21 protein-coding genes are annotated in these 26,356 nt (G+C 60.7%); 16 read left to right on the top strand and 5 right to left on the bottom strand.

Annotation, left to right across the window (positions count from 1 at the left end):
* The first annotated feature begins 54 nt into the window (after positions 1 to 54).
* From BFL40_RS03665 to BFL40_RS03650, 4 genes are all read left to right on the top strand, one after another.
* Positions 55 to 975 carry a LysR family transcriptional regulator gene (locus tag BFL40_RS03665; RefSeq protein WP_071482898.1) on the top strand — a complete coding sequence of 307 codons (921 nt, stop codon included), beginning with the start codon at positions 55 to 57 and terminating at the stop codon, positions 973 to 975.
* Between the two features lie 134 nt (positions 976 to 1,109).
* Positions 1,110 to 2,645, top strand: a complete 1,536-nt coding sequence (locus BFL40_RS03660; protein WP_071482897.1) for an MFS transporter — start codon at positions 1,110 to 1,112, stop codon at positions 2,643 to 2,645.
* A gap of 15 nt (positions 2,646 to 2,660) precedes the next feature.
* Positions 2,661 to 3,719 carry an HlyD family secretion protein gene (locus BFL40_RS03655; protein ID WP_071482896.1) on the top strand — a complete coding sequence of 353 codons (1,059 nt, stop codon included), beginning with the start codon at positions 2,661 to 2,663 and terminating at the stop codon, positions 3,717 to 3,719.
* Positions 3,716 to 5,161, top strand: a complete 1,446-nt coding sequence (locus BFL40_RS03650; protein WP_071482895.1) for an efflux transporter outer membrane subunit — start codon at positions 3,716 to 3,718, stop codon at positions 5,159 to 5,161. Before BFL40_RS03655 ends, BFL40_RS03650 begins: the two co-directional genes overlap by 4 nt.
* Before the next feature lie 3 nt (positions 5,162 to 5,164).
* Here BFL40_RS03650 and BFL40_RS03645 read toward each other — a convergent pair whose 3' ends face one another.
* The 5 genes from BFL40_RS03645 to BFL40_RS03625 all read right to left on the bottom strand — a co-directional run bounded on the left by BFL40_RS03645 (position 5,165) and on the right by BFL40_RS03625 (position 10,166).
* Positions 5,165 to 5,701 carry a protein phosphatase 2C family protein gene (locus tag BFL40_RS03645; protein WP_235864704.1) on the bottom strand — a complete coding sequence of 179 codons (537 nt, stop codon included), beginning with the start codon at positions 5,699 to 5,701 and terminating at the stop codon, positions 5,165 to 5,167.
* Positions 5,702 to 5,832: 131 nt separating this feature from the next.
* The gene (locus tag BFL40_RS03640) at positions 5,833 to 6,519 is read right to left on the bottom strand and encodes a hypothetical protein (protein ID WP_071482893.1); all 687 of its coding nucleotides are present in this window, start codon (positions 6,517 to 6,519) and stop codon (positions 5,833 to 5,835) included.
* A gap of 14 nt (positions 6,520 to 6,533) precedes the next feature.
* Positions 6,534 to 7,223, bottom strand: coding sequence for a hypothetical protein (locus BFL40_RS03635; protein WP_071482892.1), 690 nt, complete (start codon positions 7,221 to 7,223; stop codon positions 6,534 to 6,536).
* A gap of 70 nt (positions 7,224 to 7,293) precedes the next feature.
* The gene (locus tag BFL40_RS03630) at positions 7,294 to 7,998 is read right to left on the bottom strand and encodes a DUF3142 domain-containing protein (protein WP_071482891.1); all 705 of its coding nucleotides are present in this window, start codon (positions 7,996 to 7,998) and stop codon (positions 7,294 to 7,296) included.
* Positions 7,995 to 10,166 (bottom strand): PA5441 family protein, encoded by a 2,172-nt coding sequence (locus BFL40_RS03625; RefSeq protein WP_071482890.1) that lies wholly within the window; start codon positions 10,164 to 10,166, stop codon positions 7,995 to 7,997. Before BFL40_RS03625 ends, BFL40_RS03630 begins: the two co-directional genes overlap by 4 nt.
* 238 nt (positions 10,167 to 10,404) lie before the next feature.
* On the opposite strand from BFL40_RS03625, the gene BFL40_RS03620 reads away from it, so the two are divergent.
* The 12 genes from BFL40_RS03620 to pgaB all read left to right on the top strand — a co-directional run bounded on the left by BFL40_RS03620 (position 10,405) and on the right by pgaB (position 26,354).
* On the top strand, positions 10,405 to 12,018 hold the full coding sequence (locus BFL40_RS03620) for a glycosyltransferase family 39 protein (RefSeq protein WP_071482889.1): 1,614 nt from the start codon (positions 10,405 to 10,407) through the stop codon (positions 12,016 to 12,018).
* 121 nt (positions 12,019 to 12,139) lie between these two features.
* Positions 12,140 to 12,394: a DUF2789 domain-containing protein gene (locus BFL40_RS03615; protein WP_071482888.1), complete on the top strand. Its 255-nt coding sequence runs from the start codon at positions 12,140 to 12,142 to the stop codon at positions 12,392 to 12,394.
* An 88-nt stretch (positions 12,395 to 12,482) separates the two neighbouring features.
* Positions 12,483 to 13,952: a Fic family protein gene (locus BFL40_RS03610; RefSeq protein ID WP_071482887.1), complete on the top strand. Its 1,470-nt coding sequence runs from the start codon at positions 12,483 to 12,485 to the stop codon at positions 13,950 to 13,952.
* A gap of 204 nt (positions 13,953 to 14,156) precedes the next feature.
* Positions 14,157 to 14,576 (top strand): MarR family winged helix-turn-helix transcriptional regulator, encoded by a 420-nt coding sequence (locus BFL40_RS03605; protein WP_071482886.1) that lies wholly within the window; start codon positions 14,157 to 14,159, stop codon positions 14,574 to 14,576.
* Positions 14,573 to 16,651: an FUSC family protein gene (locus BFL40_RS03600; RefSeq protein WP_071482885.1), complete on the top strand. Its 2,079-nt coding sequence runs from the start codon at positions 14,573 to 14,575 to the stop codon at positions 16,649 to 16,651. The genes BFL40_RS03605 and BFL40_RS03600 overlap by 4 nt, the downstream gene beginning before the upstream one ends.
* Complete coding sequence (locus BFL40_RS03595) at positions 16,648 to 16,857, top strand: DUF1656 domain-containing protein (protein ID WP_003218193.1); 210 nt, start codon at positions 16,648 to 16,650, stop codon at positions 16,855 to 16,857. The genes BFL40_RS03600 and BFL40_RS03595 overlap by 4 nt, the downstream gene beginning before the upstream one ends.
* Complete coding sequence (locus tag BFL40_RS03590; protein WP_071482884.1) at positions 16,854 to 17,756, top strand: efflux RND transporter periplasmic adaptor subunit; 903 nt, start codon at positions 16,854 to 16,856, stop codon at positions 17,754 to 17,756. Before BFL40_RS03595 ends, BFL40_RS03590 begins: the two co-directional genes overlap by 4 nt.
* Positions 17,753 to 19,201, top strand: coding sequence for an efflux transporter outer membrane subunit (locus BFL40_RS03585; protein WP_071482883.1), 1,449 nt, complete (start codon positions 17,753 to 17,755; stop codon positions 19,199 to 19,201). Before BFL40_RS03590 ends, BFL40_RS03585 begins: the two co-directional genes overlap by 4 nt.
* Positions 19,202 to 19,297: 96 nt before the next feature.
* A complete protein-coding gene (locus BFL40_RS03580) occupies positions 19,298 to 19,930 on the top strand; it encodes an NADH:ubiquinone oxidoreductase subunit N (protein ID WP_071482882.1) in 633 nt (210 codons plus the stop codon).
* A 147-nt stretch (positions 19,931 to 20,077) separates the two neighbouring features.
* The gene (locus BFL40_RS03575; protein WP_071482881.1) at positions 20,078 to 21,574 is read left to right on the top strand and encodes a YdgA family protein; all 1,497 of its coding nucleotides are present in this window, start codon (positions 20,078 to 20,080) and stop codon (positions 21,572 to 21,574) included.
* A gap of 289 nt (positions 21,575 to 21,863) precedes the next feature.
* Positions 21,864 to 24,344 carry a poly-beta-1,6 N-acetyl-D-glucosamine export porin PgaA gene (gene pgaA, locus BFL40_RS03570; RefSeq protein WP_071482880.1) on the top strand — a complete coding sequence of 827 codons (2,481 nt, stop codon included), beginning with the start codon at positions 21,864 to 21,866 and terminating at the stop codon, positions 24,342 to 24,344.
* Positions 24,345 to 24,356: 12 nt separating this feature from the next.
* Positions 24,357 to 26,354 (top strand): poly-beta-1,6-N-acetyl-D-glucosamine N-deacetylase PgaB, encoded by a 1,998-nt coding sequence (gene pgaB / locus BFL40_RS03565; RefSeq protein ID WP_071482879.1) that lies wholly within the window; start codon positions 24,357 to 24,359, stop codon positions 26,352 to 26,354.
* The last annotated feature ends 2 nt before the right edge of the window (positions 26,355 to 26,356 follow it).

The raw sequence follows: 26,356 nt of genomic DNA, 5'->3' as shown, positions 1-26,356 counted from the left end.
TAATCCTGCTACGATTGCGCCCAGTTCACTCCCGACTGATCACGAGTGCTTGGCATGCAACTACCGGACATGAACCTGCTGGTCGCCCTCGACGCTTTGCTCGACGAAGGTAGCGTGGTGGGTGCTGCGCGGCGGATGAACTTAAGCCCGGCGGCCATGAGCCGCACCCTCACGCGCATTCGCGAGGCGGTGGGGGATCCGATTCTGGTGCGCGCCGGTCGTGGCCTGGTACCGACGCCCAAGGCGTTGCAGTTACAAGGCCAGGTACGCAACGTGGTGGAGCAGGCGGCGCTGCTGTTTCGTTCGGCGGATCAAGTGGATTTGAGCACCTTGCGCCGTCGCTTCAGCGTGCGGGCCAATGACTTTTTTATCGGTGTGTATGGCGGTCGGCTGTTTGACACGATGGAGCGCGTGGCACCGCTGTGCGAGCTGTGCTTTGTGCCCGAAGGCGACACTGACGACGAAGCGCTGCGCGAAGGGCGGCTGGATTTGCGGGTGAGCAACACCATGCCCCCCAGCCCTGAAGTGAAAGTACAAACCCTGTTCTCCACCACCTTCGTCGGCCTCGCGCGGGAAGACCATCCGTTGTTCGATGGCGAGATTACCGCCGCACGTTTCGCCAGCTATTCCCATATCAGCATCTCCCGGCGCGGCCTTGCCCGTGGGCCGATCGATACCGCGCTGAGTGCCCTGGGTCTGGAGCGCCGCGTAGCGATGATCGCCCCAGGTTTTCACGGCGCGATGTTCATGCTGCCTGATTCCGACCTGATCTTGCCGGTGCCCAAAGAGGCACTGTTGAGCGCCAACCGCTTGAAATTGCCATTGCGCGCGTTCGCCTTGCCCATCTCCCTGCCGACACTGGTCCTGGCTCAATCCTGGCACCCGCGCTTCGACAAAGACCCGGCCCATAAATGGCTGCGCGAAACCATGCGCGAGAGCTGTCACGCTACGTGGCTCGAAGCCCAACCCACCTGACACACCACCCCTCCCTGTAGGAGCCAATCCGATAGTTGCGTCTGGTGCACTTATAAGCTTCCAGCAAGTAACTTTTTGTCATGTGTGTGCCTGATTAAACTGCTCGGGTATTTATAATTCCGAGTTACGTGTTCATGACTTCCCTCGCTGCTCCCGCCCTCCAGGCCGCAGCCAAACCCACAGCTTTAAGCCCGGCGGCGTTCGGCCCGCGCATCATCATTGGTCTGGTCGGCGTGTTGCTGGCGGTGCTGGTGTCCGGTCTCAACGAGATGGTCACCAAGGTCGCCCTCGCCGATATTCGCGGTGCGCTGTACATCGGCTTTGACGAAGGCACCTGGTTGGTCGCGGCCTACACCGCCACCTCCGTGGCGGCCATGGCCTTTGCACCCTGGTGTTCGGTGACCTTTTCCCTGCGCCGCTTCACGCTGTGCGCTATCGGCTTGTTCACCGTGCTGGGCATCCTGTGCCCGTTTGCACCGAACTACGAAAGCCTGCTGGTGCTGCGCACCGTACAAGGCCTGGCCGGTGGCGCGTTGCCGCCGATGCTGATGACCGTGGCGCTGCGCTTCCTGCCGGCCAACGTCAAGCTGTATGGGCTGGCCGGCTACGCACTCACCGCCACGTTCGGCCCCAGCCTGGGTACGCCGCTGGCGGCGCTGTGGACCGAATACGTCGGCTGGCAATGGGCGTTCTGGCAGATCGTTGCGCCGTGCCTGCTGGCCATGGCCGCCGTGGCCTATGGCTTGCCGCAAGACCCGCTGCGCCTGGAGCGTTTCAAACAGTTCAACTGGCGCGGCCTGCTGCTGGGATTTCCGGCGATCTGCATGCTGGTGATCGGCCTGTTGCAGGGAAACCGCCTGGACTGGTTCGAGTCGGGCTTGATCACCTTCCTGCTGAGTGGCGGCACGCTGTTGCTGGTGTTGTTCATGTTCAATGAGTGGTCGCACCCGATGCCGTTTTTCAAGTTGCAGATGCTCGGCCTGCGCAACCTGGCATTTGCCCTGATTGTGTTGGCGGGCGTGTTGATGGTGCTGACCTCGGTGATCATCATCCCGTCGAGCTTCCTCGCCCAGGTGCAGGGTTATCGCCCGCTGCAAACCGCGCCCGTGATGCTGCTGATGGCGTTGCCGCAACTGATCGCGCTGCCGCTGGTGGCTGCGTTGTGCAACCTGCGTTGGGTCGATTGCCGTTGGGTGCTGGGGATCGGCCTGAGCATGTTGGTGCTGTGTTGTGTCGGCAGTGCGCAGCTGACATCGGCGTGGATTCGTGACGATTTCTATGGCCTGTACCTGCTGCAAATCTTCGGTCAGCCGATGGCCGTGCTGCCGTTGCTGATGCTTTCCACCGGCAGCATTCAGCCAATGGATGGGCCGTTCGCCTCGGCGTGGTTCAACACCATCAAGGGCCTTGCCGCCGTGATCGCCACCGCCGTGTTGGACACGCTGACCACCCAGCGCCTGCACTTCCACTCGACGATGTTAGTGGACAGCCTCGGCAACTCGCCCCTGGCCGACGGCGACGCGCCGGGCCTGGCCCACCGTCTGCACGAGCAGGCCGTGGTACTGACGTCTTCCGACCTTTATTACGTCATGGCCGCCGTCGCGGTGGCGTTGATTCTGCTGATTTTCTGGATGCCGACGCGGATTTTTCCACCGCGCGCACCGACCTAGCCAAAAGGATTTTTCATGAAACGCAAAGACAAAATTGCCGTCTCCGTTATCGCCGTATTTGCTGTCGGCGTGCTGGTGTACCTGGTCGCACCTGGTCTGTTGGGCAGCAAGCGCCAGACCACCAACGACGCCTTCGTCGCCGCCGACTTCACCCTGGTGGCGCCGCGTGTGGCCGGCTTTATCAAGGAAGTGCTGGTGGAAGACAACCAGCGGGTCAAGGCTGGCCAACTGTTGGCGCTGATCGACGACCGCGATTTTCGTGCCGCCGCCCAAGCTGCCGATGCGGATACTTTGGTTGCCCAAGCCCAGCTGAAAAATGCCACCGCCACCCTCGAACGCCAAAGCTCGGTGATCGCCCAGGCCCAAGCCACGGTGGCGGCAGACCGCGCCGAAGTCGCCTTTGCCGAACACGAACTGAACCGCTACAACCACCTCGCCGGTGTGGGCGCGGGCACCGTGCAGAACGCCCAGCAAGCCAAAACCCGCATCGACCAGGCCACCGCGCGCCTGGCGAATGCTACGGCGGTGCTGGCGGCCGAACGCAAGCAGGTAGAAATCCTCAGCGCCCAGCGCGATGCCGCCGAAGGTGGGCTCAAACGTACCCAGGCTGCGCTGGAAATGGCCAGTTATCAGCTGTCCTACACCCGCATCGTGGCGCCGGTGGATGGCATGGTCGGTGAGCGCGCCGTGCGGGTCGGTGCCTATGTGACGCCGGGCAGCAAGATCCTCGCGGTGGTGCCGTTGGCCGAGGCCTATGTGGTTGCCAATTTCCAAGAGACGCAGCTGTCCCATATGCACGCCGGCCAGGCCGTGCAGGTGCGCGTCGACAGCCTCGACGGCGAACTGCTCAACGGCCATCTGGAAAGCCTGGCGCCTGCTACCGGGGTGACCTTTGCCTCGGTCAAACCCGACAACGCTACCGGCAACTTCACCAAGGTAGTGCAGCGCATTCCGGTGAAGATCGTCCTCGAACCTAACCAGGCGCTGACCGAGCGCCTGCGCGTCGGCATGTCGGTGGAAGCCAGCGTCGATACCCAACCGGTCGCGCGGCAGCGTGAGGTGGCCCAGCAATGAGACAGCTTGCCTGGCTCACCTTGAGCCTTATCAGCCTGAGCGCCTGCACCGTCGGCCCGGATTTCCAGAAGCCCCAGGGGCCGAACGTTACGCAGTGGTCCGAGCCCCAGGGCCGTCAGGCCGCCAGCCGCGCCGTGACGGACCCTTTGCAGGAGCGCTGGTGGGATGTGTTCCACGATGAGCAACTCTCGGCACTTACACGCCGTGCCCTGACCGACAACCTCGACCTGAAACTGGCCAGCAGCCGCTTGCAACAAAGCCGCGCCGTACGCCAGGTGACCACCGCCGAGCGCTATCCCAACGTCAGCGCTACGGGTGATTACCTGCGCCAACGCAACAGTGGCAAGGGCTTGAGTGACCCGTCTGGCGAGAATGGCCGCTCGGCGTACAACCAGTGGGACATGGGCTTCTCGGCCTCCTGGGAGCTGGACTTCTGGGGCCGGGTCAAGCGCGAAACCGAAGCCGCCGATGCCACCCTGCAAGTCGCAGAAAACGATCGCCGCGCCGTGTTGCTGTCGGTACTCGCCGAAACCGCCCAGGACTATATTCAACTGCGCGGCGTGCAGAACACTCGCGCCGTCACCGAGCAAAACCTCGACGTCGCCCGCCATAGCCTCAAGCTCTCGCAACTGCGCTTGGCCGACGGCGTGGCGACAGATCTGGACGTAGCCGAAGCCGCCGCCCAAGTGGCCGCTATCGAAGCGCGCCTGCCGGATTTGCAGCAACGCCAAGACCAGTTGATCAACGCTTTGAGCCTGCTGATGGGCGAGCCGCCGCAAGCCCTGCACGCGCAACTGTCCAAGGACGCCGCCGTGCCGCAAACCCAACGCCAGGTCGCTATCGGCCTACCGTCCGAGTTGGCCGAACGCCGCCCCGACATCCGCCAGGCTGAGGCCCGCCTACACGCCGCCACCGCCAGCATCGGCGTGGCCAAAGGTGATTTTTACCCGCGTATCACCTTGTCCGGCAGCCTCGGATCACAAGCCATGCAACTCTCGGATTTCGGCTCCTGGGGTTCCCGCGCGTTTGCCTTTGGCCCGCAATTCAGCCTGCCGCTGTTTAATGGCGGGCGCCTGCAAGGCATGTTGAACCTGCGCGAGGCCCAGCAACAGGAAGCGGCGCTGGCGTACCAGCAAACCGTGCTGCGTGCCTGGCATGAAATCGACGATCAACTGACCCGCTACAACGCCAGCCAACTGCGTCGCGACAGCCTCGCTGAAGCGGTGCGCCAGAACCAAATCGCCCTGATCACCGCGCAACATCAGTACGTGGAAGGCGTGGTGGATTTCGTCAACGTGCTCACCGTGCAAAGCGCGCTGTTGGCGACGCAGGAGCAGTGGGTGGAAAGCTCCACCGGCGTGTCGCTGGCGATGGTTGGGTTGTACAAGGCCTTGGGGGGTGGATGGGAGTCGGTGTATCCGTTGCAAGCGGCGGAGCGCTGATCTCTACATCTGCAACAGCATGAAAGTGACATCGTCTTCGGTTGAGTGCCCGTCAAGGCTTCGCTGCGCGATAGCGTTGAGCTGGTGTTCGATTGAGAGCTCGGCCCAGAACCCGTCTGTTGCCAAAATCCATGTTGTGTCCGCAGTTGTTTGGATGGACTGAACAGCTGGCTCGTGAGGACGGCGGTAGCTCATGCAATTGAGCAGCCTTTTGCGAGCAGGGCTGCTGGCGATGAATGAATGGCTCAGGTCACCTTTCCAGTTGGGACCACAGTGTGGCGGATTCAGCCAATTTATCCGTTGATCTTCGCCCAGGTGTCCCAGGCAGCAGTCACCTGCGTGAATGGAGGCGGCCGTTTGACCAACAACCAACAGTGCAAGGTAGCTGGTGGAGGCAAATGGAAAGACTGGGCAAAGGTTTGAACGCACTTCGTTGAGTGAGGTAAGTGTCAGCCGCAGGGCCTTATCGGGGCATGAGGCAATAGAGGGTGCCGTGCGGGAAAAGACATCAAGAAGATGGTGGGTCAGAGCACGCGCCAATTCGCCGCTCCCTGGCTTGGAGGTACCGTCGGCAATGACGTAGAGGTAGGCACCTGTATTTTCCGCGGAGCCACTGACGTCGCGGTTCTCTGTTGTGTCGGCTCCTTGCCGACTGAGGCTCAAGTGCCGAATCAAATAGGCACTCCGAAGCCAATCAATACCTTCAGCCGCCCGTGAATCAACGCCTCACGAGCAGGATCTTGAGCAGTGCTTTGGATGACGTCTTGAAATGCGGGCAGCTTCAGCAACTCCGTGAACTGTTCGCTCACGAAGCGCCGCAGTTGGATCGGGGCTTGTTTCACTTCCTCCATGAGTTCTTCCCGGCCATCCAGCAAGGCAATGGTGTCTTCAATGTCATTGGACATCAGCACATCGCCATGACCTCGTCCCCGATAAGCCTGCAGTTTTGCGGCGAGAAACCACGGCGCGGCAAATACCTTGATGGCCGTTCCGTTGGGCAGTGTGTAGTCGACGGCATTTTCCAGCCCTCCGACAAACCAGGTATTGGAAAAGCCCAATACCTTTTCATCGGTCGGCATGAAATCTACTTTCAAGGCGCCCAGCCGTAAACGACAGGTGACTGAATCCTGGCCGGTATTCTTGAAACCTCTGGATTTCAGGCTTTCTTCCAACCGATACCAGTCAGTGGTGCCCGTCAGATGGATGACGAGGTCCACATCATCCGTGCCGCGAATTGACTCCAGAGTGTATTCGTCGGTGATGAGCAAAACGGTGGTGCATCCGCCGACAAAAGCGACTTGCTCACGCAAGTCCTCACCCAGTGCCTCGGCAACCTCTTCGAGCATTTGCAGCATCATTGCGCGGTTGGACGTCACAGGATCCACTCCCGCAGCATGGTATCGGCAACTTTGGTTTCGCGTGGGCCGCCGATGCGGATGGCGTCAACGAGGGCCAGGAAATGGTAAAGAAGCTCGTCTTTTTTCACAGCGCCGGGGACAGTTTTATATAACGGCGTGATTTCTTGGCCTTTGCTTTTTCCGTATGCATCTGGCCAGACGGGAATGAGATCACCGCCGCTCATCACTTTGCCTGCGAGGATGGGCGCAGCGAAGGCGGTTGGAATGCCACGAACGATAGGGCCTGGTTTAACCGGGAAAATATAGCGAATGCTGTAGGTGACCAGGTCAAGCAGCGCTTTGTTTCTTACCAGAGGTAGGCCGTCAGTGTGGTTCGTGTAAATCAATCCAATGTCCCTGCAGCGATTCAGGGACGAAGAAACTTCGGTTTTGCTGAGACCCAGTGCAGAAGACAAAGCCCTCACCGAGTAATTGTGTGGGTTGCTTTTTTCGGAGTCTTCATCAACGTCATCCCAGCCCCGCCAGTCATCAAATGAGGAAAGTAGAATGGTCTCGAAATTTTGAATGTATTCCGGAAGACTTTGAAACCCGAGGGACGCGTTCTCTTTTTCTACAGAGAACTCTCGCTTTTTCACGCGCTCCCCTTTGGCTTGGAGCTCCAGGCTTATTAATTTGAATAGGACCACGATGTCTTGACTTTTCATGGGGCTCCAAAGGTAAGTGTCCTCTGTCCGCGGACAGAGGACACTTTCTTGCATAGAGTTGACATCAATGTCAACGATTCTGCAAAAACACCACATACCCCCGAAACCACTCATTCCGCTTCAAATACCCCGGTTCTTCCCACAGTCCACCTTGAATCAACCCAACCTTGAACGGCACCCCCATGCGATTCATCCGTGGCAAATACGCCGCGTAATCCGGGATGCTGTGGCGCCCTTGATACGTCTGCACCACCACTTCATCGACCACGCCTTTGAGCTGGGCAATGGCGGCTGGGTCGGCGTTGCTGCTCCAGTCCATCAGGCCGGTGATGCTCAGACGCAGGTCGGCGGGCAGGCGTTGGCGCAGGTCGCGCAGGAAGCTTGTGTATTCGTGCAGGTATTGGGTGCGTGCGTCGAAGTCGATCTGGATGCCGATGACCGGGTTACCTGCATCGCGCCAACGTTGCACTTGGCCGAACAGTTGGGTGTAGACCTGTTCCGGCCAGTGCAGGGTGTGGGCGCGGTAGACCACCCAGATCTCGCCACGAGTAAGGCGCGGCACGCTCATGCCTTGGGCGATCAATTGCACACCTCGCTCTGGCGCGCGGCGGGTGGAGTTGATCTGGCCTTGGAGGATGTACAGGGTTTTCGCCTGCTTGAGCACAGGCTGGGGCGTGACGCCGCTCCATAGCCAGAAGGCCTCGTAGTCGCGGGCGTCAACGGCGCCGAAGGCCGGGCTTGCCAGCAGCAGCAAGCCCAGCCACAGGGACTTCACCAGTAGTACTGCAGCGATTTGCTCCACTGGGTGTCGGCGAAGCCGCTTTTCAGCTGGCGGAACCAACCTTTGCGCACGGCCGGTTCGACGTCCTGGCCGCCGCAGCTGTTATAGCCGGCAGGTGCGTAGCAATTGATGGCGCGAAACAGCGCGTAAGCCTTGTCGTTCTTCGGCGCCTTGGCGTTGGCGATGACCCGTTTGTAGCCGTCGAGCCGCGAGAAGGTTTCACCTGGGAACTGCGATGCGGTACTGCCCAGGCTGCCGGCGGCGCGCGCCTGTTCCAGAGGCATGCCGTCCAGGCCGTTGCGCAAGATGAACTCGCCAAAGCAATTCAGGCCTTGCGGGTTTTTCGCGTCGTTTTGCAAGGTAGCAGCCGTTTGCGCGATGGTCGGGCAGGCATAGCCGGACTCGGCTTTGTCACCGTTCCACTGGAACAGCTTCAATGTCTGGCCGGCGCTGTAGATGTAGCCTAGGCTGGTGCCCAGCTTTTCTTCCGACGCCGGAACCGGCAGTTGCTTGAGGTCTTCAGCGAAGGTGGCGAACTGGCTGCGCAGCAAGTCTTTGTAGAGCAGCACAAATTGCGCGGTCTCGCGTTCCACGGGGTCACTGGCCTTGGCGATCTGCTGGCGCAGCAAGTCGGGACCTGCGACGTTGCGCAGCAGGATGTAACGCACTTGTTTGGCGCTGATCGGCGAGTCGACGGCAAACACCTTAGCCAACTGGTCGCTACGCTCGTAGTTCATCGCCAGGGCCAGTTCCAGCTGGTCGCGTTGCAACGGCAACTTAGCCTGCGCCAACAATTTGAGCCACAGGGCTTCGGCGCCTTTCCAGTCTTTTTTGTCTTCCAGCGCCAACGCGCGCAGGGTCTGTTGGCTGAAGGCGAAATAGTCCAGGTTCGATGGCACGTCCTGCGGCAGATGCTTCAAGGCGCTGTCGGGTTGATGCTCGACGTACAGCGCGTAGACGGCTTGCACGTAGTCGTACAGAGCTGGCTCGTTTGCAAAGACGGCTTTTTGCGCGTCGAGGTCTTCGCGGGTCAGGGTTGGTGGGGTGTGGGCGCGCATTGCCATCAGGTCGGTGACGACCTGGATCATCGGGCTCTGGACGGTCTGGCGGTTGACCATCAACAGCTTGTGGTCGGCCTCTTCCACCAGTTCATCCACCGACACATTGCGCTGTTTATCCGTCGCCTGGGTCAGTTGCCAGGCATAGGCCGCGGCCAGTTTGTCGTTGTCGTTCGCCAGCCAGTACACCCGGCGCAGTAAGCCGCGCGCAGACGTGGCGTATTCGCCCTGTGGATAAGTTTTCAGGTAGGTGTCAAAACCTTTCTCGGCGTCGGCCAGTGCGGGTTTATCCACACGTTCAAGATTCGGCACGCCGTATTCGTCATAGGTATTGGCCTGGGCCAGGTTCAGCGCGTTGCGCGCGGTCATGTACAGCGACGTCTCTTTCAGCCAGGGCGAGGAGGCGTTTTGAGTGGCCACGAAGCCAGGCCCTGCATCGGTAAAACGGCCGGTGTAGAAGTCGGCGGCGGCTTGCAGGTAGGCGCGGAACACTTGGCCTTCGGTCGACTGAATGTCCTGCGGCGGCGCCACGACCGGGCCCACCCACTCACAGGTGGTGAGTAATTGCAGGCGCGCCTTCACCAGCAGATCGCGCTCGGCCGTTGGCATGTCGGCCTTGATTACTTGGCTGATAAACGCGGTGGCGCTGTCGTCGTCGTTGCTGCGGCAGCGACTGCCTTCACCATTGAGGAAGGCTTCACCGGCGGTCTTGTAGTTGTCGCGCTTGATGCCCAGGGGCTGGAGCAGGGTGTCGAGTTCAGCGGTACGGGAGTCGTCCGGTGCGTTGTCGGGCTCGGCATCGGTGCCGGCAAACGGGGTGAGGCGATACACCGGGAACGGCACCGGGCCAAAGCCCTGGGACAGATCATCTTTGCTCAAGGCATTCGGTGTCAGGGGCGCGGCCTTTTTATCGGCCAGCAGCAGGCGCAGGTTGGCCCGGCTGTCATTGCCAGGGCTCAGGAACGGCAAGTTGTTGCACGGGTCCAGCGTGTCACGCGACACCCGCCAGTCGGGGTAGCACGAGTCGTCCGAGCTGGCCTGGGCCTGTAGGGGAATTGCGGCAAGCAGAGCCAGTGCCAGGGGTGACAGAAAACCGATGCGCATGACGTGTCCTTGATCCTGAGTCCTTGGAGGGTGCCAATCATAGCGTGATCCGACAAAAGCTTCGGTGAAGGCCTACACAAATCGCCGATTGGTCCGATTTGGATAGTGGCAATTTAACCTCGCTGCCGCCTGACATTTGCGAAACAGCGAGCGAAACCGGGGCTTTTGTCCTAGAGTGGCGCTTATTTGCGCAAGCGTGGGTTTTGCCTCGGAAACGGGCAATGTCAGGGGAATTGAGGTGCGACGGTCTGTGGTGGAACAAGACGACAAAGTTGGGGTATTTCCCGCAGTGAATCGCCTCTCGGGCGCCTGGGAAGGTGCTGGTTGGCTCAGCCGGTTATGGTGGGTGCCGATTCTGGCGCTGGCCATGGCTGTGCGTTTCTATTGCCTGACGGCTTCGGCGATCTGGGGTGACGAAGGCTCGAGCCTGCTGCTCAGCGAATACGCGATGGCCGACCTTTGGTACCACGCGGCCCACGATGTGCACCCGCCGCTGTACTTCTTCATGTTGCGCGGCTGGATCGAGCTGTTTGGCGACGGCATCTGGTCGATTCGCGGCATGAGTGCGATCCCCGGTGTGGTCGCAGTGGGCATGGGCATCTGGCTCACGCGGCAACTGTCCACCCGTCGTGCGGCGGTGCTGGCGGGCATCCTGCTGGCACTGTTTCCTACGGCGGTGCGCTACAGCCAGGAAGTGCGGATGTACTCGCTGCTGGCCGTGTGGCTGCTGGCCGCCACGCTGGCGCTGGTGTACTGGGTACGCCGGCCCGAGCGCACGCGCTATCTGGTGGCCTATGTGCTGCTGATGGCCGCGGGTTTCTATACCCACTACTTCACCGCGCTGTGCGTGCTGGTGCATTGGGTCTATCTGGGGTTGTTGTGCACCTCCCAAGCACCCGGCCAGCGCTTGATCATTCGTCCTTCCTGGTGGTGCGCCAACGCAGTGATTGTGGCGTTGTACCTGCCCTGGCTGCCGAACTTGATGGACCTGATCCAGCACGTCGAACAGCTCAAGGTCGGCGGTGATATAGGCTGGGAAGACCCGGTCACGCTGATTTCCGTACCCTCGATGATCTGGCAGTTCATGCTCCAGGATGAAGGTATCGGCTTCTGGCGGCCGCTGTTCTGGTTGTTCCCGCTGCTGTTGATCGCCGTTGTGTGCATCACCGCCTGGCGTGATCGCGAACGCTATCGGTCGGCTTGCTTGTTGGCGCTGTTCTTTCTGTTGCCGCTGCTGCTGGTGTATGCGGTGTCGTTTATCTCCCCGGTGTTTATCGAGCGCTACCTCACGGTTTATGCCCTGGGCTTGCCGATCCTCGTGGCCCTGGCCATCGACCGCCTGCCGGCGCGCCTGTCGTTGCTGGGCGCGGCGTTGTTCGTGCTGTTCGTCGGCGTGGAGTTGCTGGGCCTGAAGAACAACTCCACCGTGGATGTGCATGACCAATTCAACGTGCCGGTGGAGTTCATCAATCGCAATTACCAGGAAGACGACCGCATCGTCCTCAGCGACATGATGTGGTACCTCAGCTATGTGTATTACGACCAGACTGACGCCCAACTGCAGCTCTACACCCCGCCTAAACCGGACGGCACGCCGACCCGGCCGAACGCCTACGGCTTCGGCACCCTGGTGGACCAGGACGGTGGGCGTATTTACCTTGACCGCTTATCGGCATTACCGGCCGATACGCGACGCGTCTGGCTGATCAGCAGCAGTGAGCCGCCGGATGATTTCGCACCGATTCCAGAAGGCTGGCGCCAACTGTTGCAGCAGGACGGCGGCGGTGCGCGGGCGCGGTTATTTGTGCTGTGCCTCGGGCCAGAACCCGCGCAGCCAGAGGGTTGTCGCTGATTGCGAGTCGGCATTAAGCCAATACCAGACAGTGGCCAATGACCACTGTTCTGTCCCAGGCCCCTGAGCGGGCCATGCGGTTGGGCTAGACTCCTGGGAATCGTCTTTTCAGGAGCCAGCCATGGAATCGCCTGTGCACAGCTTGCCGTCTCTGTTCAAACAGCTGGGGCTGCCGGATGACCCGGTCAGCATTGAGCAGTTTGTGGCCGTTCATTCACCGCTCAAGCCGGATCTGCATCTTGAGGATGCGTTTTTCTGGACTGACAGCCAGAGAGCTTTTTTGCGCGATGAAATTCGCGAGGACGCGGATTGGGCGGAAGTAGTGGATGAGTTGAATGTGCTGCTGCGCAGCGGGCGAGGGGTGCAAAAAACTTAGCGAGAAGGCTTAAAGTTGAAAAAATCTGGTGTGGGTTGAAAAAAACTGAGCTTTAATCGCGCAAGTGAACTTTTTCTGAGGTTGCGCGATGTCTTTGGTTGGCTATGCCCATCTCCATCAATCTCTCGGGTTGAAAGCCATTGCGCCCACCTGTGTCGCGATGATCAAGCCCGTCACGCGAATCTCGATGATTGGTGAATGCCTGGCCGTTCCCCACGCCGTTGCACCCTCTGCAGACTCAGTACTCGACCATATTCTTTTTGCACTCAAGCACGAAGGCATCAACCTCGGCATTCTGGCTCAGGCGCTCGAAGCCGTCAGTCAAGACCAGTTACTGTCAGAGCTGGAGAAAGCACCCAACGGTGTATTCATCCGTAAGGTTTGTTATCTGTGGGAAGGCCTAACCCTTCAACGGCTGGATTACAGCAAGCCGATCAACAGCCGTGTTTCACCTCTGTTTGATCCGCAACGCTACGTAACAGGGCCGTCTACGCGTAATTCCCGTTGGCGTATCGACTTCAACGGTTTGGGCTCGTTGGCCTATTGCGCAACGGTAGAACGAACGCCTGAAATTGATGCCTTGTTGAGTCTCGATACTTTGGGCCGGGCCAAATCCTTCATGGCCACTCTCCCACCCGAAATGATGGACCGCGCCATCCAGTGGGCCTACCTCCACGAGACCCGCGATTCGTTCGCCATTGAAAAAGAACAACCCAGCGAAGAAAAATCCCGTCGCTTCGTCCAACTGCTACGCCAGGCCCACGAAGGTCGACTGCTCACTGAAGACTATCTGGTCGAGCTGCAAAACAGCACCGTCTCCAATCCCTTCGACAAAGCCGTCGCGTTTCGTCATGAGCAAAACCATCTGCACAATGGTTTGCGCGGCGCTGCGGGCGTCAGCTACGTGCCGCCATCTCCTGAGCTTTGCCAGGAATTGATGGAAGAGCTGATGGCTTTTGCCAATCAACCTGTGCGCGAGGTTGACCCCCTTGTTGCGGCCGCCGTCACCGCGTTCGGCTTTGTGTTCCTGCACCCCTTCATGGACGGCAATGGGCGCCTGTCGCGCTTCCTGATCCACCAGACGCTCTGTCACTACGGCGCGCTGGAGAACGGGCTGCTGTTACCGGTTTCCGTCGCAATGAAACACGAAGAGCAGGCGTATCTGGAAGCACTCAAAGCCTTCTCCCAGCCGACGCGGGAATTCTGGAATGTCACGTGGCTGGACGGCGATCGTATGGCCTTCGATTTCACCGGCCATCCGTCGATCTACCGCTACTGGGACGCCACCCGCTGCGTCGAATTCACCCTGCAAATGGCCCGCCGTGCGCTGGAAGTGGAATTGCGCGAAGAGACCGAATTTCTCGACCGCTACGACCGAGTGATCAAGGCCGTGAACCAGCGCTATGACGTGCGTGGCAGTGATCTGTCGAAGCTGGTGATGATGTGCCTGGATAACGAGGGCAAGGTTTCAAAGCACCGGCGCAAGCAGTTTCAGTACAGCGTGCCGGAGGAAGTGTTTGAGTTTATTGAGGAGGAGGTAGGGAGGGTGATTGCCTAACGTGGGAGCGGTCAGCCACTTATTGTGTAATGCCGAAAATTCAACGCTCACGCTCAAACCCGCTTTACTTACCTACACCTCCTCCCCCCCCCGTCACTAATTTGTATCAAAACTTGACGGCACTCGATCCCTCCACCATATTGATAGTTAGCAAACTAACTGTATGCGAAAAATCCAGTGTCCCAGACCCTCGAACAACTCCAGATGAACCTCAGCAGCAGCATGGTGGTGGGCGCCCGTAACTGGCGCAAAATCTGCCAGACCACGCTGGTGAGCTATGGCATCTCCGAAGCCTGCGCCGTGCCGTTGTTGATGATCGGCCGCTTGGGCGATGGTGTGCATCAGGTAAAAGTGGCCCAGGCGTCGGGGATGGAAAGCCCGTCGCTGGTACGTCTGTTGGATCAACTGTGCAGCGGCGGCTATGTGTGCCGCACCGAAGATATCCATGATCGTCGCGCCAAGGCCTTGAGCCTCACCGAGCGTGGCCGCGAGTTGGTGCACGCGGTGGAAGTGCAATTGGTGCGCCTGCGCCAGGAAGTGCTGTCTGACATTGCCCACAGCGACCTTGAAGCGGCATTGCGGGTACTGCGCGCCTTCGAAGCGGCCGAGGTGATGACCCCTTGAACGGTTTTTTCACCGGTATGCCCCCCGCGAAAGACTGGTTCTACGGCGTTAGAACCTTTGCGGCGTCGATGATCGCGTTGTACATCGCCATGCTTATGCAAATGCCGCGTCCGTATTGGGCGATGGCTACGGTTTACATCGTTTCCAGCCCGTTTGTCGGCCCTACCAGTTCCAAGGCGTTGTACCGCGCCATCGGCACTTTTATGGGCGCGGCGGCGGCGGTGTTTTTTGTGCCGATGTTTGTGCAGTCGCCTTATGTGCTGGTGGTGGTGATTGCGTTGTGGACGGGCATCTTGCTGTTCCTCTCCATGCACCTGCGCACCGCGAATAACTACGCCCTGATGCTGGCCGGCTACACCTTGCCGCTGATCGCTTTGCCGGTGGTGGATAACCCGCTGGCGGTGTGGGACGTGGCCGAGGCGCGTACCGAAGAAATCTTCCTGGGTATCGCGGTAGCGTCGGTGGTGGGTGCGATGTTCTGGCCGCGTCGCTTGGCACCGGTGTTCGACGGCTCGGTGGCTAAATGGTTTGCCGATGCCCAGGTCTACAGTCAGCGCTTTCTGACGCGCAATGTGCAGCCTGAAGAGGTCAGCACTTTGCGCGGCGGCATGGTCGCCACCTTCAACACCCTGGAATTGATGATTGGCCAGCTGCCCCACGAAGGCGCGCGGCCACAGACGGTACGTAACACCAAGGAACTGCGCGGGCGGATGATTCACTTGCTGCCGGTGGTGGAGGAACTCGACGATGCGCTGTACTCCATCGAACACCGCGCCCCGGAGTTTCTCGACCGGATCACGCCACTGTTGGAGGCGGCCAACCACTGGCTGGAAAACACCACCGAAAGTGCGTCCCTGGAAAGCTGGCGCGCCCTGCGTGACCAGATCGAAGCCCTGCAACCCGTAGGCGAAGCGCTGGATGACCGCCACACGCTGCTGTTCTCCAACGCCCTGTATCGCCTGGGTGAATGGATCGACCTGTGGCAAGACTGCCGCAGCCTGCAAGCCGCCATCCAGTGCGAAAGCCAGGACACTTGGCGCGCCGTGTACCGCCACTGGCGCCTGGGTCGGCTCACGCCCTTTCTCGACCGCGGCCTGATGTTCTACTCGGCGTTTTCCACCGTCACCGCGATCATGGTCGCTTCGGTGTTGTGGATTCTGCTCGGCTGGACCGACGGCGGCAGCGCGGTGATTCTGGCGGCCGTCGCCTGTAGTTTTTTCGCCTCGATGGACGACCCGGCACCGCAGATCTACCGGTTCTTTTTCTGGACCGCGATGTCGGTACTGTTCGCCAGCCTCTATCTGTTTCTGGTACTGCCCAACCTGCACGATTTCCCGATGTTGGTGCTGGCGTTTGCCGTGCCGTTTATCTGCATCGGCACACTGACCGTTCAACCACGTTTTTACCTGGGCATGTTGCTGACGCTGGTGAATACCTCGTCGTTCATCAGCATCCAGGGTGCCTACGACGCGGACTTCTTGAACTTCGCCAACGTCAACCTGGCCGGGCCCATGGGCCTGTTGTTCGCCTTTGTGTGGACGTTGATCTCACGGCCTTTCGGCGCCGAGCTGGCTGCCAAGCGCCTGACGCGTTTCAGTTGGCGTGACATCGTCGGCATGACCGAGCCTGCGACCCTGGCCGAACACCGGTACATGGCCGTGCAAATGCTTGACCGCGTGATGCAGCACCTGCCGCGCCTGGCCCTGACCAACCAAGACACCGGGATCGCCCTGCGCGACTTGCGCGTGGCACTGAACCTGCTCGATTTGCTGGCGTACTCGCCGCGCATCCTCGGCGTGCCGCGGGTGTTGCTCAACCAAGTCGTAGAAGGCGTGGGCGGCTACTTCAAAGCGTGCCTGAAGGCGGGCGAACGCTTGCCCGCGCCCAGTGGTCTGCTGATGACGCTGGACCGTACGCGCCGCGCCCTCAACGGCCAAGGCCTGCAAGACGAAGACGACACCCGCGTGCACCTGCTGCACGCGCTGGCCGGCCTGCGCCTGGCGCTGTTGCCCGGCGTGGAATTCATTGGCGGCACCGAAATGGAAGCGCCGCTACCTGATGGAGCGCCTTTATGATCGGTGATCTGGATATCAGCGGGGTGTTCCTGCCCACGCTGCTGGTGCTGATGGGCATTACGTATGTGTTGTACCTGGTGGTGCACGGGCTGTTGACCCGCGTCCACTTCTATCGCCTGGTCTGGCACCGGGCATTGTTCAATGTGGGGCTCTATGCGCTGTTGCTGGGCGCTGTGGACTCACTCAGTCGATACCTGATGACATGAAAAAACCTTTTTTGACCATCGGCCGTGTAGTCCTGACGCTGTTGATCGTGACGTTTGCGGTCGTCGTTGTCTGGCGCATGGTCATGTACTACATGTTTGCGCCCTGGACCCGTGACGGGCATATCCGTGCCGACATCGTGCAGATCGCCCCGGACGTGTCCGGGCTGATTCAGCAGGTCGACGTGCGCGACAACCAACTGGTGACCAAGGGCCAGGTGCTGTTTGCCGTCGACCAGGATCGCTTCAAGCTGGCCCTGCGCCAAGCCCAGGCTGCCGTGGCCGACCGCCAGGAAACCCTGGCCCAGGCCCAGCGCGAGAACAAGCGAAACCGTGGCCTCGGCAACTTGGTGCCCAGCGAGCAACTGGAAGAAAGCCAGTCCCGCGTCGCCCGCGCCCAGTCGGCCCTGGCCGAAGCACAAGTGACGGTGGACGCCGCTCAACTCAACCTCGATCGTTCTGTGATCCGCAGCCCGGTGGACGGCTACGTCAACGACCGCGCGCCGCGCACCCAGGAGTTCGTCACGGCTGGGCGCCCGGTGCTGTCGGTGGTGGACAGCAATTCCTTCCACATTGATGGCTACTTCGAAGAGACCAAGCTCGACGGCATCCACGTCGGCATGGCGGTCGATATCCGTGTGATCGGCGACAACGCGCGCTTGCGCGGTCATGTGCAGAGCATCGTCGCCGGTATCGAGGACCGCGACCGCAGCAGCGGCTCCAACCTGTTGCCCAACATCAACCCGGCCTTCAGTTGGGTGCGCCTGGCTCAGCGGATTCCGGTGCGGATTGCCTTTGACGATGTGCCGGCGGATTTCCGCATGATCGCCGGGCGTACGGCGACGGTGTCGATCATCGATGACAAAACCGCAGCCAAACAACAGCAGGGAGAAAAACCATGAAACCGGCGGCGCTGTTAGCCACGGCCGGCCTGGGTTTGCTGCTGTCGGCCTGCCAAGTGGTGGGCCCGGATTACAAACTGCCGGAAAAATCCGCCATCAACCGTGGTGACCTGCAAGGGCAAATCGCGGGCGAGGGCAATAATGTGGTGTCGGCGCCGGTGCCGGCGCACTGGTGGAAGCTTTACAACGACGCGCGCCTGGATGAGTTGGTGCGCCAGGCCATGGCCTCCAACACCGACCTGCGCGTCGCCGCCGCCAATTTGCAGCGTTCGCGTTATCAGGTGCAGCAAGCTGAATCCGCCGGTGGCTGGAATGCTGGCGTGAAGGCCGAAGCCCAACGCTTGCAGGAGTCCGGTGAGGCGTTTTTGCTGACGGAAAAAGTCCCGGTGGCGAACATTGGCAGCGTCGGTATCAGCACCTCGTATCAGTTCGATCTATTCGGCACCTTGCAGCGTGGGATCGAAAGCGCGCAAGCCAGTGCTGACGCCGCCCAGGCCGCCGCCGACATCGCGCGCATAACGCTGGTGGCGGATGTGGTGCGTTCCTACACCCAGGTGTGCGCGGCCAACGAAGAGCTGGCGATCGCCAACGAGTCCCTCGACCTGCAAGGCCAGAGCACAAAACTGACCCAGCGTCTGCGCGACGCCGGGCGTGGCGATGAAACCCAGGTCACCCGTTCGCAAACCCAATACAAATCCTTGCGTGCCGACATGCCGCGCTACGAAGCCGCGCGCCAGGCCGGGTTGTTCCGTCTGTCGATGTTGCTGGCCAAGCCAGTGGACCAACTGCCGGCGGGCACCGGCACTTGCGCCGAACTGCCGCACATCGCCCAACTGCTGCCCGTGGGCGATGGCGCCGCACTGCTCAAGCGTCGCCCTGATGTACGCCAAGCAGAGCGCCAACTGGCCGCCGCCACCGCGCGTATCGGTGTGGCCACCGGCGCGTTGTACCCGGATATCAGCATCGGCGCCACGATCGGCACGGTCGGTATCCTTGATGACCTGGGCACGGCGCCCACCAACCGCTGGGGCTTTGGCCCGCTGATCAGTTGGTCGGTGCCGACCAACGGCGCGCGCGCGCGCATCCACGAAGCTGAAGCCGCGACCCAGGGCGCCCTGGCGCATTTCGACGGTGTGGTGCTCAATGCCATCCGCGAGACCCAAACAGGCCTCGCGCAGTACACCGCGCAGTTGCAACGCCGCGACGCCCTGGCGGATGCCGGTGAGTCGGCCAAGGAAGCGGCGGGGCAAACGCATCGCTTCTTCCAGGCCGGCCGGGCGTCGTTCCTCGCCGACCTGCAAGCCACCCGCACCTACACCGATGTGCGGGCGCAACTGGCGGCGGCCAACACCCAGGTTGCCATGAGCCAGATCGATCTGTTCCTGGCTTTGGGCGGCGGTTGGGAAAGCGGACGAACGCAAGCGTCACAGCCCAGCAAACCCTGAGCGAAAAGCTATGCTTTGACAGGTGGGTCGCCCTGCCTTTTGGTTGAAAAGCGACCTGCCTGTCACTGCTCGCGTTTGCTCATGGGGATTCCAATAATGAAAAACCCTTATGCTCCCGCTTTCTGGTGTGTGTTCTTCGCACTGGTGTTGTTATCGGCTGCCTATTTCTACGGCGTCATGCTCGCCCATCAGATCGACAAGGCGATGGTGTTTCTCGATAGCGCCTGCCTGGTGATCGGCACGCTGTCCATCGGCGTGGTGGCGTGGGCGTCCTATCAAAATCAACGCGTGAAGAAAAAGCTGCTTGAACAAGGCAAGACCCGCGTAGCGATCTGGGACACCAAGGTCGCCCTGCGCCGCGTCGAAACCGTGTTCGACCGCTATTTCTGGGGCAGCTACTGGCAGCCGGGGCGCACCTTCCAGGAGGTCATGGGCGAACTCACCGGTACGCCTCTGGAAAAAAGCCTCGAGGCCCTGAAAAAGCAATGTGTACTGCTCGACCAGCAGGTCGCCGACGGTAGGCATTGGCTGGACAATGCGCGGGAATTGTCCGATGTGGCCAATGCCATGGCCCGTGAGCGCTACCAATTGGACTTCTGCGATCCGAAGGCCGACACCCCGGGCAATGCCGTTATACACCGCGAGTTTGAGGTGCTGGTGTACACCTGGACGGCCCGTTTGAAGAGTTTTGATCATCAACTCGATGAGATCGATACCGAATACACCTGAACCAACTGCTGACTTGACCCCTCTGAAAAGCTGGGCCGTTCGCGGCCGCCAGTGCTAATCTTCCCCCGTTTTCGGCGGGCTTGAGCCAACCCCCTCAGGGTTCAAGGAAGACAGCCCACTTCTCACAGGATTTGATCAGGTCACTTCATGAATAAGCCAGCAGTTGTTTTCTTGGGTTTTGTTGTCGCCGTCGGCGTCGTCAGTGCAGGCGGCGCCTGGTACACCGGTAAGCAGCTGGAGCCGGTATTGCAAACCGCGATCCTGAACGCCAACAAAGAACTGCAGACCTCCATGGCCGGCACCGATAGCACCGTGAACCTGGAGCTGGTGTCCCTGGACCGTGGCCTGTTCAGCAGCACCGCTCACTACCGCCTCAAGGGGCAAGGCACGGTGTTCGGTCAAGACAACCCGAACCCTGAGTTGCTGTTCGTTGACCATATCGAGCACGGCCCGCTGCCGTTCTCGCGCCTGGTGTCGCTGAAGTGGCTGCCCGTCATGGCCACCAGTCACTACGCGCTGGAAAAGAACGCCACCACTGAAAAATGGTTCGCTGCCAGCAAAGACGTATCGCCACTCAAAGGCGTGGCCAATATCGGCTATAACCGTTCGGTCAACGGCAACGTCGAACTGCTGCCCCTGGAACTCAAGGACGACAAGTCCTCGGTGAGCTTCTCCGGCGCCAACCTGGACTTCGACAGCACCGCCGAAGGCCAGAAGGTCAAGGCCAGCGGCTACATGAACAGCCTTAAAGTCGCGGTGATCGATGCCAACGGCGCGCCGTTCGAAGCCGAGCTGTCCGGCCTGACGGTGGCCAGCAATCTGGAAAAATCCACCTTCGGTTTCTACACCGGGCAAAACACCGTTGAGCTGACCGACACCAAGGTCACCTTCGGCCCGCAGAAAGCCGTGCTGACCTTCAAGGGCTTCGAGCAGAAAGACACCAGCGAGACCAAGGACAACAACCTGGCAGGCCGCGTCGATTACAAGATCGACGAAATTGGTTACCAGGGTAAACCTGTCGGTTCGGCAGCCATGGCCCTGAGCATGAAGAACGTCGACATTCCGGCGACACTGGTGTTGACCAAGCTCTACCAGGACAAGATGCAGCCGGTGCAAGCCGCTGCCGCTGCCGGTCAACCGGTGCCTGAGCTGCAACTGACCGAAGCCGAGCAGGCCCTGGCCGAGGCCAACGTCAACCAAGTGCTGGCCGCCAAGCCGCAAGTGGCTGTGGAAAACCTGTCGTTGAAAACCACCCATGGCGAAAGCAAGTTCAACCTGGTGCTGGACCTGACCAAGCCTGCGTCCATGGAACTGCCACCGGTTGAACTGGGCAAGCAGGTCATCGCATTGCTGGATGCCAACCTGAGCTTGTCCAAGCCAATGATTGGCGACGTTGCTGGCCTGCAAGCGCAGGTGAGTGGCGTGACCGACCCTAAAGCCATCGAGCAGCAATCGCAGATGGCCGCCGAGATGGTCAGCGGCGTGGCGGTCGGTACTCAACTGGCGACCCTGGTGGGCACCGACATCGTCTCCAAGTTGCATTACGCCAACAATGAAGTGACCTTCAACGGCCAGAAGATGACCGTCGAACAATTCATTGGTTTTGTGATGGCCAAGGTGGGTGCAGTCGGCGGCGCGCAGTAAAAATTTTTACACCAGCAAGAAATAAAATAGTGTGGGAGCGGGTTTGCCCGCGATGAGGGTCAAGCCATCGGCACGAGACCCTGTCATCGCAGGCAAGTGCGCTCCCACATTGGCTTTTTCGTCCCGCGGACAATTCTGAATAATTGTTCTGAATGAGCCTTTTCCCTACTTTCCTAAGGGATAGTTCCCACAGGAAAGCTAAGTCGGGTCACTAGACGCCGGCGCCCTGATGCAAATTGCTCAGGACCACCTATCGTTATAGCTTTCAGTATGTAGGGAAGCTCACGGTATGTTGCGAAACCTTCCAATCAGTGCTTCAGGCCGGTTGCGACTGCTCATCGGGGCCGCCTTGTGCAGTCAACTGCTGATGCCCGCTTCTGCCTTGGCCGATCCTGCCTACGACGCCTTGATCATCCAGGCGCGCAACGGCAATTTCACACCCGCCCTCACCCAATTGCGGCAACTACCCGCCGAACGCCAGACCCCGGGCCAGATCAGCGATCATCTGGTGATCGCCGGTTGGGCCGGGCAAGACGCCGAAGTGCTGAAGGTGTACGAGGCTCAGGGCAAGAATCGCAACCTGACGGCCCAGGCGCTCGCCACGGTGGCGCGTACGTATCGCAATCAAAAGCAGTGGCCGCAAGCCTTGGCGGTCTACCAGCAGGCACTGCTGCGTGAGCCGAATAATGTCGACCTGCAATTGGGCCAAGCCCTGACCGAGGCCGATGGCGGTCAAGCCAACGACGCGGTGCAACGCACGCGTGCACTGGTGGCAGCGCAACCCAATGACCCGAACCGCCGCATGGCCCTCGGCTATGCGCTGACCCGCGCGGGCTTGAACTACGACGCCCTGTTCGAGTTCGACCAGGCTTTTATCCGCGCCGGTGATAAACCCGAAGTCGTTCGTGAATATATCGTCGCTCTGCAAAGGGCCCGCCTGCCGGAACCGGCGTTGCGCCTGTCGGCCGCGCATCCGGGTGTGTTGGACGCTGTCACCCAGCGCCGCCTGGAAGGCGACCTCGCCGCCGAGCGCGTGCGCTTGGCCGATGTCGCCACGCGCACCGAGAAAGAACGCTATGTGATCGCCGACCGGGCCCTCAACGACTATGACCAACTGCTTGCTCGCTGGACCCCGGACCCCAGCGCCCATGATGACGTGGTGCGTTGGCGTATCGATCGCCTGGGTGCCCTCAAGGCGCGGGCGCGCACCGCTGACGTAATCCGTGAGTACGAAACCCTCAAAGGCGAAGGCGTGCAATTGCCGAGCTATGCTGTGCGCTGGGCGGCTGGCGCCTACCTCGACCAACGTCAGCCGGAAAAAGCCGAACAGCTGTATCGCCAGGTAATGACCGCGCCGGACGCCGACCCTGACGGTCACTTCGGTGACAGCACCGCGCTGTACTATGCCTTGCTGGAAAGTGACAAAGTGCAGGAGGCTCGCGACGTCGCCGACAACTTGGCCAACACCGAGAAACCTCGCGTCTTTCTCAAGGGCCTGCCCCTTGGCAACCCCAACGACAACTGGATGGACGCCCAACAACTGGCGGCCCAGGCCCGTGCCAACAGCGGTGACCTGCCGGGCAGTGAAACCGGTCTGGACGCACTGGTGCAAAAAGCCCCGGGTAATGTCGGCCTGCGCCTGGCCCAGGCCGACATGTACCGCGCCCGAGATTGGCCGCGCCGCGCCGAAGGTAGCCTCAAGGAAGTCGAAGCCCAGGTCCCGCGCGATATAGGTCTGGAAGTGTCCCAAGCGTATACCGCCATGGACCTTCAGGAGTGGCGCCAAATGGACGCGCTGACCGATGACGTGCTTGCCCGCAACCCGGACAGCCGCCAGGTGCAGCGCCTCAGCCGCCTGCGTGATGTACACGACATGGCCGAGCTACGTGTCGAGGCCTACACCGGTAAAAGCTACGGCGGCGGTAATAGCGGCGATGTTGGCGCGGTAGCGGGCAGCCGAGACTGGGGCATCGAAAGCGTGCTCTACAGCCCGCCCATCGATGAAGACTGGCGTGTGTTCGCAGGTGTGGGTTACGCCACCGCAGACTTTACCGAAGGCACCGGCCAGGACCGTTCGCAGCGCGTCGGCGTGGAGCGGCGTACCCGCGACATGACCCTGACGGCTGAGGTCTCCAACCACTCCTTCGGTTATGGGTCCAAGCAAGGCGCAGCGGTGTCGATTACCCGCGACATCAATGACAACTGGCAGTACGGCGGTAGCCTCGGCTACCTCCTGGCCACCACCCCGCTACGGGCGTTGAATGCCGACGTGACGGCCAATGGCGGCAGTGGCTTTATCCGCTGGCGCGAGAATGAAAGCCGCGAGTGGAAGCTGTCGTTGAGCCCGTCCCATTTCAGTGACGGCAACAACCGGCTTGAAGCTTTGCTCACTGGCCGCGAGGGCATCTACAGCTCACCACACGTGCAAGTGGACCTGGGCCTGGAAGTCGGCGCCAGCCGTAACACCAAAGACGACACGGTGTACTTCAACCCCAAGTCCGACTTCAGCGTGTTGCCTACCGTCACGGTCAATCATGTGCTCTATCACCGCTACGAGACCCAGTGGAGCCAGCAATTCCAGGTCGGTGCAGGTACGTATAGCCAGCAAGATTATTCCACGGGTGCTGTCGGTTTGATCGGTTACGGCCAACGCGTTCGTTGGAACGACGTGCTGGAAGCCGGCGCCAACCTTAGCCTGATCAGCCGACCTTATGACGGCGATCGCGAACGCGATCTGCGCCTGCTCGTCGACCTCATTTACCGTTTCTAGAAGAGCCTGATCATGACCGTCCTCAGTCGTTGTTTATTGGTCCTGGGTGTATTGTTGGTCGGTGCCTGCGCCCAGCAACCCGCGCCATACACCCCACCTGCCGAGCGGCCGACACCGCCCAACGAAACGCCGTGGCCGAAAAACCACTTCCTGGGCATTGCCTACCACGACATCGAAGATAGCGACCCCGATCAGACGGTAGTGGCGGCACGCACCGCGCGGTTGATTGATCAGTTGGCCTGGCTGCGTGAGAACGGCTATCAGCCGGTCAGCGTCGACCAGATCCTGGCGGCGCGCAGTGGTGGGCGTGAGTTGCCGCCCAAGGCCATCATGCTGAGTTTCGACGACGGCTATTCGAGTTTCTACACCCGTGTGCTGCCGGTCCTGCGTGCCTATCATTGGCCGGCGATCCTGGCCCCGGTGGGCTATTGGATCGACACCCCGTTGAACAAACCGGTGGATTTTGCCGGCACGCCGCGAGCCCGTTCCGACTTCCTCACCTGGGAGCAGGTGCGGGAGATTTCCAAGTCGGGCCTGGTGGAAATCGCCGCCCACACTGACGCCAGCCACACCGGCATATTGGCCAACCCCCAGGGCAACCTGGAACCCGCCGCCGCAACGCGCCGCTATGATGCCGCCACCGGCAAATATGAGACTGAAGCCCAGTTCCAGGCGCGGATGCGCGCCGACGTGACGGCCATTACTAACAAACTCCGAGCGGTCACCGGCAAGGCCCCACGGGTGTGGGTCTGGCCTTACGGGGCTGCCGACGGCACCTCGCTGGCGGTGGTCGACGAGCAGGGTTACAAGATGGCACTGACCCTGGACGACGGCCTGGACAACCTCACTAACCTCATGAGCAGCCCACGCTTTCTGGTGGCCTCTGACCCGGATAGCGAGCATTATGCCAACGCCATCGTCGGCACCCAGGCCAAGACTTCGATGCGCGTGCTGCACGTCGACCTGGACAATGTCTACGACCCGGACCCGGCCCAAGAGGCGCGTAACCTCGACCAGTTGATCCAGCGCGTGGCGGACATGGGCGTCAACACGGTGTTCCTGCAAGCCTTCGCTGACCCCAAGGGTGACGGCCTGGTGCATTCGCTGTACTTCCCCAACCGTCACCTCCCGGTGCGCCAGGACCTGTTCAACCGCGTCACCTGGCAACTGCATACCCGTGGTCATGTGGCAATTTTTGCGTGGATGCCGGTGCTCAGTTTTGCCCTGGACCCGGCGCTGCCGCGCGTCACCCGCTGGGACCCGAAAACCGGCCAGGTCGGCGTCGACCCGGACCAATACAAGCGTCTGTCGCCGTTTGATCCGAAAGTGCGCCAGCAGATCGGTGAGATCTACGAAGACCTGGCGCGCAACACGTTGATTGACGGCGTGCTGTTCCACGACGACGCGATCCTCTCGGACTTCGAAGATGCCAGCCCCGCGGCGCTCAAGGCCTATGCCGCCAACGGCCTGCCGGGCAGCATTGCAGCACTGCGTGCGGACCCAGCGGTGATGCAACGCTGGACGCGCTTCAAGAGCCGTTACCTGATTGATTTCACCAAGGAATTGACGGGCAAGGTCCGCGCCATACGTGGGCCGCAAGTTGATACCGCACGCAATATTTTCGCTGAGCCGATGCTCAACCCGGCCAGCGAAACCTGGTTCGCACAGAACCTCGATGACTTCCTCCAGACTTATGACTGGACCGCGCCGATGGCCATGCCGCTGATGGAAGGCGAGACGCTGAAAAACTCCAACGGCTGGCTGGAAAAACTGGTGGCCACGGTCAAGGCACGCCCCGGCGCGTTGCAGCGCACTGTGTTTGAACTGCAAGCCAAAGACTGGCGTACCAAGGAAGCACCCAATATCGATGGCGTGCAGATGGCCGAATGGATGGGTGTACTCAAACGCCAGGGGGTCAGGAGTTTTGGCTACTACCCGGACAACTTCCTGGAAAACTCGCCGGACCTGAAGACGGTACGTCCGGCCCTTTCCAATCAATGGAACCCTTGACC

This window comes from Pseudomonas costantinii, assembly GCF_001870435.1.
GTDB classification, from domain to species: Bacteria; Pseudomonadota; Gammaproteobacteria; order Pseudomonadales; family Pseudomonadaceae; genus Aquipseudomonas; species Aquipseudomonas costantinii.
The sequence above is the reverse complement of the archived record's forward strand: the minus strand, read 5'-3'. Positions and strand labels throughout refer to the sequence as shown.